General features: G+C 71.1%; 11 protein-coding genes. 8 read left to right on the top strand and 3 right to left on the bottom strand.

What is annotated here, in order from left to right; all coding sequences use genetic code 11:
• Positions 1-219 precede the first annotated feature (219 nt).
• The gene (locus OO52_RS44925) at positions 220-1,032 is read right to left on the bottom strand and encodes a hypothetical protein (RefSeq protein ID WP_030659156.1); all 813 of its coding nucleotides are present in this window, start codon (positions 1,030-1,032) and stop codon (positions 220-222) included.
• A 263-nt stretch (positions 1,033-1,295) separates the two neighbouring features.
• Here OO52_RS44925 and OO52_RS44920 point away from each other — a divergent pair, with 263 nt between their 5' ends.
• The 3 genes from OO52_RS44920 to OO52_RS44910 all read left to right on the top strand — a co-directional run bounded on the left by OO52_RS44920 (position 1,296) and on the right by OO52_RS44910 (position 5,012).
• Entirely contained in the window at positions 1,296-2,729 is a 1,434-nt protein-coding gene (locus OO52_RS44920; protein ID WP_030659152.1) for a glycosyltransferase, read from the top strand.
• Positions 2,722-3,222 carry a YbjN domain-containing protein gene (locus OO52_RS44915; protein ID WP_030659150.1) on the top strand — a complete coding sequence of 167 codons (501 nt, stop codon included), beginning with the start codon at positions 2,722-2,724 and terminating at the stop codon, positions 3,220-3,222. Before OO52_RS44920 ends, OO52_RS44915 begins: the two co-directional genes overlap by 8 nt.
• Positions 3,223-3,329: 107 nt before the next feature.
• A complete protein-coding gene (locus OO52_RS44910) occupies positions 3,330-5,012 on the top strand; it encodes a glycosyl hydrolase family 28-related protein (RefSeq protein WP_420711474.1) in 1,683 nt (560 codons plus the stop codon).
• Here OO52_RS44910 and OO52_RS44905 read toward each other — a convergent pair.
• Positions 4,991-5,785: a helix-turn-helix domain-containing protein gene (locus OO52_RS44905; RefSeq protein ID WP_030659147.1), complete on the bottom strand. Its 795-nt coding sequence runs from the start codon at positions 5,783-5,785 to the stop codon at positions 4,991-4,993. The two genes, OO52_RS44910 and OO52_RS44905, sit on opposite strands and share 22 nt — an antisense overlap.
• Between OO52_RS44905 and OO52_RS44900 the strand changes: the two genes are divergently transcribed.
• A complete protein-coding gene (locus OO52_RS44900) occupies positions 5,784-6,260 on the top strand; it encodes a DUF2000 domain-containing protein (protein WP_196944588.1) in 477 nt (158 codons plus the stop codon). The genes OO52_RS44905 and OO52_RS44900 overlap by 2 nt on opposite strands.
• Before the next feature lie 11 nt (positions 6,261-6,271).
• Here the strand turns inward: OO52_RS44900 and OO52_RS44895 are convergent, their stop codons facing one another.
• Positions 6,272-6,745: a carboxymuconolactone decarboxylase family protein gene (locus OO52_RS44895; protein ID WP_030659143.1), complete on the bottom strand. Its 474-nt coding sequence runs from the start codon at positions 6,743-6,745 to the stop codon at positions 6,272-6,274.
• Positions 6,746-6,985: 240 nt separating this feature from the next.
• Here OO52_RS44895 and OO52_RS44890 point away from each other — a divergent pair, with 240 nt between their 5' ends.
• The 4 genes from OO52_RS44890 to OO52_RS44875 all read left to right on the top strand — a co-directional run bounded on the left by OO52_RS44890 (position 6,986) and on the right by OO52_RS44875 (position 9,251).
• A complete protein-coding gene (locus OO52_RS44890) occupies positions 6,986-7,369 on the top strand; it encodes a hypothetical protein (protein WP_030659140.1) in 384 nt (127 codons plus the stop codon).
• A gap of 78 nt (positions 7,370-7,447) precedes the next feature.
• Positions 7,448-7,858 carry a hypothetical protein gene (locus OO52_RS53805; RefSeq protein WP_231406479.1) on the top strand — a complete coding sequence of 137 codons (411 nt, stop codon included), beginning with the start codon at positions 7,448-7,450 and terminating at the stop codon, positions 7,856-7,858.
• Between the two features lie 264 nt (positions 7,859-8,122).
• Entirely contained in the window at positions 8,123-8,644 is a 522-nt protein-coding gene (locus OO52_RS44880) for a hypothetical protein (protein ID WP_231406478.1), read from the top strand.
• A gap of 106 nt (positions 8,645-8,750) precedes the next feature.
• Positions 8,751-9,251, top strand: coding sequence for a YfbM family protein (locus OO52_RS44875; RefSeq protein WP_030659133.1), 501 nt, complete (start codon positions 8,751-8,753; stop codon positions 9,249-9,251).
• Positions 9,252-10,275: the final 1,024 nt, after the last annotated feature.

The raw sequence follows: 10,275 nt of genomic DNA, 5'->3' as shown, positions 1-10,275 counted from the left end.
GGATTGGGGGGTGTGGGGGGCAGGGTCTGGATGTTGGGGTTAGGGCCTGGGGGTTGGGTCGAGGGCTGGGTGTTGGGTACAGCCCTTGGGCGTTGGGTTCAGGGCCGGGGCGTCGGGGTCGGATCCTGGGTGTCGGGTTCAGGGCCGGGGCGTCGGGTTCACCCCCTGCGCGTCGGCCTCAAGGTCATGGCATCCCGGTCAGCCCCCGGGGCGTCGGAGTCAGGTTCGGGGAGCCAATGCCGTCCAGGCCAGCGTCACTTCGCCCTGCCGCCAGCGGGCCGGGGAGTCGGTGACGGGCCAGTCGGTGGTCAGGTCCCGTACCGCGCGCAGCCAGCGCTGTCGGGCGCCGTAGGAGGCGTAGGGCGCGGCGGCGGCCCAGGCGCGGTCGAAGTCCCGGAGGAAGGCGTGCACCGGCTCGCCCGGGACATTGCGGTGGATCAGCGCCTTCGGCAGGCGCTCGGCGAGGTCGGAGGGGCGGTCCAGGGAGCCCAGCCGGGTGGCGAAGGTGACCGTGCGCGGACCCTCCGGGCCGAGCGCCACCCACACGTGCCGCCGCCCGATCTCGTCGCACGTCCCCTCGACCAGCAGCCCGCCGCGCGAGCCGCCGGCCGCCGGGGCGAGCCGCGCGCGCAGCCGCTCCCACACCGCCGCGACCTCGCCCTCGTCGTACTGGCGCAGCACGTTGGCGGCCCGGATCAGCGCCGGGCGCCCGGGGACGGGGATCTCGAAGCCGCCGTGCCGGAAGGTCAGTCCCTCCCGCTCGTACGGCCGGGCCGCAGCCACCCGCTCCGGTTCGATCTCGATGCCGACGACACGCGCGCGAGGCGCTGCCGCGCGGAGCCGGGTCAGCAGTTCCACGGCGGTCCAGGGGGCGGCGCCGTATCCCAGGTCGATCGCCACGGGGTCGCTCGCGCGGCGCAGCTCGGCGCCGTGCGTGGCCGCGATCCAGCGGTCCATGCGGCGCAGCCGGTTGGGGTTGGTCGTCCCGCGCGTCACCGTACCCAGGGGGCGGGTGGCTGCGCGGGCTGTCATGGGTACGAGGGTAAGCGGACGCCGCCGGAGGCTCGCGGCCGGCCGCTCGCCGAGGGTGCGTCGTCGCTGGTCGCGCGGTTCCCGGCATCCCTCGGGGCGACTGCCGCCGACGCCGTCCGCATTCGAACCGTTGATCGATCTCGGGTAATGATTCGGTAAAGCCGCCTGATCGGGAAATGGCCGGACACCCGCTCACTGTTGGACCAGCTTGGAGGGCGCGGTGGGCCCTCGTCAGGCATGCCCGCAACAAGGAGGAACGCCAGGTGAGCCAGTACGTCAGCAGGCTCGGGCGACGCTCCCCGTCGGCCGGCACGCGGCTGCGGCTGTACCGCAGGCCCCGCCGGGTCGCCATGCTCTCCGTGCACACCTCCCCGCTCCACCAGCCCGGCACGGGCGACGCGGGCGGCATGAACGTCTACATCGTGGAGCTGGCCCAGCGGCTGGCCGCGATCAACATCGAGGTCGAGATCTTCACCCGGGCCACGGCCGGCGGCCTGCCCCCCGTCGTCGAGCTGGCCCCCGGCGTCCTCGTCCGGCACGTCGACGCGGGCCCCTACGAGGGCCTGGCCAAGGAGGACTTGCCGGCCCAGCTCTGCGCCTTCACGCACGGTGTGATGCAGGCCTGGGCCGGCCACCGCCCCGGCTACTACGACCTCGTCCACTCCCACTACTGGCTCTCCGGCCACGTCGGCTGGCTCGCCGCCCAGCGCTGGGGCGTGCCGCTGGTGCACGCCATGCACACCATGGCCAAGGTCAAGAACGCCAGCCTGGCCGACGGCGACACCCCCGAGCCCGCCGCCCGGGTCATCGGCGAGACCCAGATCGTGGCCGCCGCCGACCGGCTGATCGCCAACACCGCCGAGGAGGCCGGCGAGCTGGTCCAGTACTACGCCGCCGACCCCGCGAAGGTCGCCGTCGTCCACCCCGGCGTGAACCTGGACCGCTTCCGCCCCTTCCCGAAGGACGGCTCCCCCAAGGAAGCGTCCTCGAAGGACGGCTTCGGCTCCCTGAAGGACGGCTTCCCGCCCGCCGGCCCGCCCGCCGGCGCCGACGACGCCCGCGCCGCCGCCCGCGCCCGCCTCGGTCTCCCGCGAGACGCCCTGATCCCCCTCTTCGCGGGCCGCATACAGCCCCTCAAGGCGCCGGACATCCTGCTGCGCGCCGTCGCCGTCCTGCTGGACGAGCGCCCGGAGCTGCGCTCCCGCATCCTCGTCCCGGTCGTCGGGGGCCCCAGCGGCAGCGGGCTCGCCAAGCCGGAGGGGCTGCAGAAGCTCGCGGCCCGGCTGGGCATCGCGGACGTCGTGCGGTTCCGCCCGCCGGTCTGCCAGGAGGAGCTGGCGGACTGGTTCAGGGCCGCGTCCGTCCTCGTCATGCCGTCGTACAGCGAGTCCTTCGGACTGGTCGCCATCGAGGCGCAGGCGTCCGGGACGCCGGTGCTCGCGGCCTCGGTGGGCGGTCTGCCGGTGGCCGTGCGTGACGGCGAGACCGGCTTCCTCGTCCAGGGCCACGATCCGGTCGACTACGCGCGCGTGCTGCGCCGGTTCGCCGACGAACCGGCCCTCTCGGCGCGCATGGGCCGGGCGGCCGCCCGGCACGCCCAGTCCTTCGGCTGGGACGCGGCCGCCGCCGCCACCGCCGACGTCTACACGGCCGCGACCCAGTCCCACCGCCGTCGCGTACCCTCCCACCATGGGTGATGTCGAGAAGGCCGGACAGGTCCTGGAGGGCGTCTTCCGGGACGCGGAGCTGGAGTGGGAGAACCCCGAGCCCGGGAACTACGTGGTCAAGCTCCCCGGTACGCGCAAGCTGTCCACCACCGTGTCCTTCCTCGTCGGCCGCCACTCCCTCTCCCTCAACGCCTTCGTCGTCCGCCACCCCGACGAGAACGAGGCGGGTGTCCACCGCTGGCTGCTGGAGCGCAACCTCAAGCTGTACGGCGTGAGTTACGCCGTGGACCACCTCGGCGACGTCTACGTCACCGCCCGGCTGCCCCTCGCCGCCGTCACCCCGGACGGGGTCGACCGGCTCCTCGGCCAGGTCCTGGAAGCGGCCGACGGCGCCTTCAACACCCTGCTGGAGCTGGGCTTCGCCTCCTCGATCCGCAAGGAGTACGCCTGGCGGGTGGCGCGCGGCGAGTCCACGCGCAACCTGGAGGCGTTCATGCACCTGATCGACCGCCCCGCGGACTGACGCCCGCTTTTCTTCGTACGACCCCTTTCCCGCTCGCCGGGCACAGTGGCATGCTCACCGCCAACGCATTCCTGAACGTCATTCATATTCATGAATCGTTCGTATTCATGGACCTCGGGAAGATGAAGGGGCGGGTGGACATGAGCAACGCGCACCTCACCAGACGGAGCCTGCTCGCCGGCGCCACCGCGGTGGCCCTGGGCGCCGCGACCGGCACCGCGCGGGCGGCCGAACCCCCCGCACTCTGGCGGGAGTTCACCCGCACTCCGCTCACCCACCCGCAGATCCCGTACATCGGCCGGGCGGGCTACCGGGCCGGGGCGAGCCGCTTCCCCCGCCCCCGGATCGTCGCCGACGTCACGGCGTACGGCGCCGTGGCCGACGGCACCACGGACTGCGCCCCCGCGATCAACCGTGCCATCGCCGCCGCCGGAAGGGCCGGCGGTGGCACGGTCACCATCCCGCCCGGCACCTACCGCATCGACGACGTCATCCGCCTCGGCGACTCGAACGTCGTCCTGCGCGGCGCCGGCAGCGGCCGTACGACCCTGTACGCGACGAAGAACCTCACCGAGCTGATCGGCGTCTACGGCTCCCGCTACGGCGGTGACAAGTCCTCCTGGTCCTGGGCGGGCGGCCTCATCTGGCTGGCGCCGAGGGCCCGTTGGGAATCCCTGACCGCCGCCATCAGGGACCGGGCCTGGCCCTTCGAGGGCTGGACCGGCAACCGGCGGGACGAGTGGACGACCCTCACCACCGTCGCACCGGCGAAGCGCGGCTCGTGGACGGTCACGGTCGCCGACGCCTCCGCCCTCCACCCCGGCCGGCTCGTCCTCCTCCGCCTCGCCGACGACTCCACCCACACCCTCCTCCAGCACATGGCGGGCGACGGCCCCGGCCCGGCGGCCTACGTCTGGGACGACAAGACGAAACTGACGTCGTACGTCCCCTACGAATGGCCCGTCCGCGTCCACCGCGTCCACGGCCGGCGCGTCACCCTGGAACGCCCCCTCCCGCTCGACATCCGCCCGGAGTGGGACCCGCGCCTGACCACGCACGTGACCGAGCTGACCGGATCGGGCGTCGAAGGGCTGACCCTCGAAGCGGTGCAGACCCCGCAGTCCCCGCACCTCCTCGACAAGGGCTACAACGGCGTCGTCCTCCAGTGCGCCTACGACTGCTGGGTGGACGACGTCACGGTCCGCCACGTCGACAACGGCTTCGGCCTGGTCGCCGCCTCCGCCTGCACCCTGCGCCGTACCCGGGTCGCCGGCCGGGGCTCGCACCACCCGTACTTCTGCCGCGAGGGCTCCCACGACAACCTGATCGAGGACTTCACCATCGAGGAGCGCACGGTCCCCGCCCCCGCGAACACGCAACTGCACGGCATCAACGTCGAAGGACTCTCCTCCCACAACGTCTGGTCACGCGGTGACATGCGGATGGGCACCTTCGACAGCCACCGCGGTCTGCCCTTCGCCAACGTCCGCACCGACATCACCGTCGACAACAACGGCCGCCACGGCGGCGACGCCAGCGCCGGCCCGCTCTTCGGCGCCCGGTTCACCCACTGGAACATCCGGGTCACCAACGGCCGGGCGGGCCTGATGAAGATCGACGGCCTCGCCCCGTACTCGGCGACCGTCGGCATCAACGAGGTCCGCGAGTTCGACCAGACCGACGTCCCCGACTTCACCGGAGACCTGCACTCCCGCCTGGAGCTGTACGGCACCACGGACGCCGTACGCCCGCGCAACCTGTACGACGCTCAGCGCGCCCTGCTCCGGTAACGCCCCGGGGTCACCCCGACCAGCTTCTTGAAGTGCCGGGTGAGATGGGCCTGGTCGTAGAACCCGGCGACCGGGGCCACCTCGCCCGGCGGCACCCCGTCCAGCAGCAGCCGCCGGGCCCGCCCGACCCGCCGCGACATCAGGTACTGGTGCGGGGCGATGCCGTACGCGCCGCTGAACGCCCGGATGAGGTGCGCCGGATGGGCGTGCAGCAACCGGCCGGCCTCCTCCAGCGAGACCCCGTCGACGACCCGCGAGTCCAGCAACTCCCGCAGCCGACGGGCGAGTACGGGACTGTCGTGCCGGCGCCCGTCCGTGCGCCGCCGCAGCCGGTGCCGGAGCTGCTCCGCGACGAGGGTCAGCCTGCTCTCCGCCTCCAGCTCGTCGCCCGGCCGCGCGAGGGCGGAGTGCAACTGCCCGACGCGCAGCCGGAGCACGGGGTCCCGGAGATCGGGGGAGTCCACGGCCGGCCCGATGAACTCCTCGCCAAGCCGGCTGCTGTCCAGATAGACGACCCGTTTGCGGAAACCCCCCGGCGTGGCCGGCGACCCGTTGTGCGGCACGTGCGGCGGCAGCAGCGACACGGTGTCGAGCGGGGTGCCGTGCTCATGCCGGTCGAGGTCGTACCGCACGGCCCCGTCGTCCACGATGAGCAGCGTCCAGGCGTCGTGGACGTGCATCGGATACGCGTACTCGGTGAAGCGGGCGTGGAAGACCTCGGTGACGCCCGGCACCCGGGGACGCCACGCGCTCACTTCCCGCCCGACGGTCATGCAAAAAACGTACAAGACGCGACCGCGGACCGGCGGCGAGTCTCAGTGCATGAGCACTGAACCCATCCGTTTCGACACGAAGATCGCCGTGCTGCTGCGCGCGGACCTGGAACCCTGGCAGCGCCTGAACGTGACCGCGTTCCTGGTCAGCGGCCTGGGCCCGACGCTTCCCGAAGTGGTCGGCGACCCGTACGAGGACGCGGACGGTGTGTCGTACCTGCCGATGTTCCGCCAGCCGGTGCTGGTCTTCGAGGGCGCCAAGGAGACCCTGAAGGCGGCGCACGGCAGGGCGCTGACCCGTGCCCTGCCGTGCGCGGTGTTCACGGCGGACCTGTTCACCACGGGCAACGACCGCGACAACCGCGCGGCCGTCCGGGCCGTCCCGACGGCCGACCTGGACCTGGTGGGCCTGGCGGTGTACGGCCCGAAGAACGGCGTGGACAAGGTCCTGAAGGGCGCGCGCATGCACCCGTGAGGGGGGTCGTCTCAGCCGAACATGCCGGGGACGTAGTCGCCGGCGGGCTGCCGGACGATGACGTTGACGCGGTTGTAGGCGTTGATCAGGGCGATGAGGGCCACCAGGGCGGCGAGCTGCTCCTCGTCGTAGTGCTTGGCGGCGTTCGCCCACACCTCGTCCGGGACCCCGCCGGCCGCGTCGGCGATCCGGGTGGCCTGCTCCACCAGCTCCAGGGCCGCCCGCTCGGCGTCGGTGAACACGGTGGCCTCACGCCAGACCGCGACCAGGTGCAGCCGGGTCTGGCTCTCCCCGGCCTCCAGGGCGTCCTTGGTGTGCATGTCGGTGCAGAACCCGCACCCGTTGATCTGGCTGGCACGGATCTTCACCAGTTCCTGCGTGGCAGCGGGCAGCGTGGACTCCGCGAGCGCCTTGCCGGCGGCGTTGAAGTGCTTGAACACCTTGCCGGCGACGGGGCTGGCGAAGAGATCGAGCCGAGCGTCCATGGTGTGCTCCTGAGTGGGTTGCGGCTGCTTGCACCTCATTGACGGAGGCTGCGCCGGAGATGTGACGCGGCGAAAAGTGACCCGCGTCACTCCCGCTGCTGCATTGGCACCACACCGGTCACCGGGACGTGGGACGGGCATGGTGCTCGCCAGGACGGGCGCCGGAACCGGTGTGACGATCACAGGGAGATGACGGGTCGTCCACCGTCCGTCATTGCGCCTGCCAGGGAGACCCACGTGATGAACCACTCGACGCACCACACCCCGCGCCGCCTGCTCGGCGTCGCGGCGGCGGTGGCCATGGGCGCCACGGCCCTGCTCGGCACCGCAGCCGGCACCGCCGCCGCATCCGAGAAGGCACACTGCGAGCGCGCCGAACGCCCGATATGGAGTGAGGGCCCGAGCCGCAACGTCACCGCTCACGGCTGCGACATCCCGGACCAGAGACACCGCTGGTACGTCATCGACATCGACACCCTCGTCCAGCCCCGCCACAAGACGGACTACCTCGACGAGGACATCGCCGGGACCAGCACCCTGCACGACAAGACGCTGCGGTGCATGGGCTACACGAAGGACGAGCACGCGGTGAACTGGTTCGGCTGCGTACCGCATCTGAGCTGACCTGTCGTGAGATGGACGGCTTGGAGCCGCACCCGGCGCCACGGAACCGCGCCGGGTGCGTCCGCTGTCGTCCCTGTCGTGAACACACCCGAGCCGAGCTCCGCCTCCTGCCTCCCCTGGGCCGCCTCCGCCCTGTTCGGGGCCGCGACGGGCTACGCCGCCTGGTCCCTGACCGTCTGGGCACGCGCGTTCTGCGACGCGGGGTACGACGCCGGCGGACGCCTGGAACTCAACGTCCTGCTCCCTGTCGTCCTGGGAGTGGGCGCGGTGGTGGCGCTCCTGGCACGGGCCGCCGGCCACCGCCTGGCACCGGCCGCGCCGAGCGCGATCCGCGCGGCACTGCCGACCGTGCTGGTGATCGTCACGACGGTGTGCCTGGCCTGGTGGTTCTTCGCGACCCGGGGAACGCTGGCCGACTACCCGGGCGACTCGGGCCTCTGCCCCGCGAACAACGTGCCACCGGGGTGGCCTGACTGGATCCCGGTCTGATCGGCGGGCGGCCGCTGCCGGGATCCGCGTTGCCGCGTTGCCGCGCAGCAGGAGCCCACTGGATGCGCGACCTACGGGTCGTGGACGACCTGGATGGACAGTGGACCGCGAACAGCTCGATCGCTGACACTGTGCTGGGTCCAGGTGGGGGAGGGCCTTCTGGTGATCCGTGATCCGAGCGCCGAGCTGGGCGAAGACATGAAGCTTCTGCTCCGCAAGGGTTTCGGCGCGGCTTAGCCGGACGTCGCTTCGAAGGAGCGGATGATGGACGCGAGCGCACTCTTGGGACCGTTGGAGCTGTTCGACGGCCGCTGGGTGGTGGGGGACACCGGCAAGGGTCATTGGGTGGAGTTCCGAAGGGACGGGCTGTACCAGCACGAGCCCGACTCGGAAGGACAGCTGATCCCGTGGTCCCGGATCATGCTGGGCATGAACCTCACCATGGGCAGCAAGTACCCGGCCAGGGGTTCGAACGGCTTCGGGGGGCTCCTCGGCGGCATGCCCGGTCCCTGGCGGGGGCGGGGCAGCGGCTACCTGCACATGACCCTGCGCCACCCCTACGAGAACTGGATCGCCCGCTTCGACCGGCACCCCCGCCACTACCCCGGCGCCCACCTCGTCTTCCTTCAGCTTCTGACGACGCGGGTCATCGACGCGGGACAGGCACACCTCCTGGGCGATCCCGAATGGCTGGGCCGCGTGGTCGCACGGTTGGCACCGCAGCGGCCCCGGGGGTGGCGTGGGATGAGGGAAGCGGTGACGCGGGCGGTGGAGGCGGAGGCATAAAGTCCGGTCGGCTGCCGATGCGAACCTCGGACCTGCCGTGGCGGCCGGCCTGGACGACGCAGTCCTGCGACCGGGCGTTGTCAGTGGCCTCGTCTAGTGTCCGGCCATGAGCATGATCGGTGAGTACGTGCGTCTTACGGCTGCTGAGCTGGAACGGACGATCCAGGACCCCGACTGGGCTCTGGACTTCGTCGAAGGGCTCCGGGACGCCGAGGAGGAGAAGGAACCTGCGCCGGCCGAGGCGCGCCACTTCAGCACCTACAAGACGTGGGACATGCTCCGCTTCCTGCTGGCGCGCGCCGAGTTCCCCGTCAACGTGATCTTCGGTGAGGAGCCGTTCGCCGAGGATGAGGACTGGGGGTACGGGCCTCCGAGGTACCTGCGGCCCGAGCGGGTCCAGCTCGCGGCGGAAGCCCTGCGGGCCACCGGCTATGCCCAGCTCATCAGCGGCGTGGATCCCGCCGAACTGACCAGCGCCGAGGTGTATCCGCTCGGCTGGAGTGAGCCCGGCTCGCTGGAGTGGGGGCGTCCCTGGTACGACGACCTCACACACTTCTTCGAGGCCGCCGCCAGAGCGGAGGACGCGATGCTCATATGGCTGGAATGACTGCTCCAGTACCGGATGCCTTGCCGACTGACCTGAGGCCGAGTGGCTGTGGTGCCTGCCCGGGCAGACCTGGTAGCGGTCGTGATCCTCGACGGCGTGCCGCACGGAAGAGGCTGAGGCAGCGGTCATGGCTCTCCGCAATGTCGGAACGTAGGCGGCGATGAGGAACAGACGGAGCCTGACTTCCTCCAGGCCTGACCGCGACCGACCAAGCTTCTTGCCCTGGGTCTTGCCGGGGATCTTGGAGGCTTGGGGTTTTGCTGGTTAGGGGCGGTGGGCTGGTGCGCCTGGTGGTCGTCCTTGGTCGTCATCGGCCACTGTCGAGCGGCCTCGGACGGCCCAGAGACGGCCCAGCCTTGCCGCATCGTGCTGACGGCTAGCACCCGCGATGCGCCCCGCCTGAACCTCAGCCGACGACAGTCCGCCCAGACGGCGGGCGTGCGACCACGCACACGGGTGCCTCGCTGTACCCCCACCGGCCCCCACCACGCTGCCGGTGCCGTCGACCACAGCAAGCCACGACGGCCCGTGACCACGATGTCGACGCCCTCAGCTTGGGAAGCTGCGGCCTCTTTGGGTCAGGCCGCTTCCACCGTGATTTTCCGCTGTTCCCCGCCCCATCTGGTGCGCTTATGGTGCGGCTGTGATCACTTTCGTGAACGAGCACCGCAACCTAGTCAGTCCGAAAGGCGGTCGCTGCAAGCTGAGTTGAGAGCCGATCGCGTGCGCGTCGAACGTGGCTCCTGCTATAAACGCGTCTCATGATGACCATGGCCGCGCCGAGTGAGACCTTCTGGACAGCACTGGGCTCCGTGGCAGCTGCCCTAGGTGTGCTTGCGACGCTGTACGTTGGGTGGCTCGCATGGCGGACAGCAGTGCCGCGACGAAAGGTCCGCTGGGCAGCTGAGGTGAAGCCGTTGTTGCAGGTCACGTCCGCTGGAGTGGTGTATCGACGGCCACTCGGTGATCTCGTTTTGAGGCTATGCGGTGAGTTCGGTGGGCAGGACGGTGTCGTCGGTTTCTG

It is taken from the genome of Streptomyces flaveolus (assembly GCF_000716535.1).
GTDB lineage: Bacteria > Actinomycetota > Actinomycetes > Streptomycetales > Streptomycetaceae > Streptomyces > Streptomyces flaveolus_A.
This window is presented reverse-complemented; position numbering and strand designations above follow the sequence as displayed.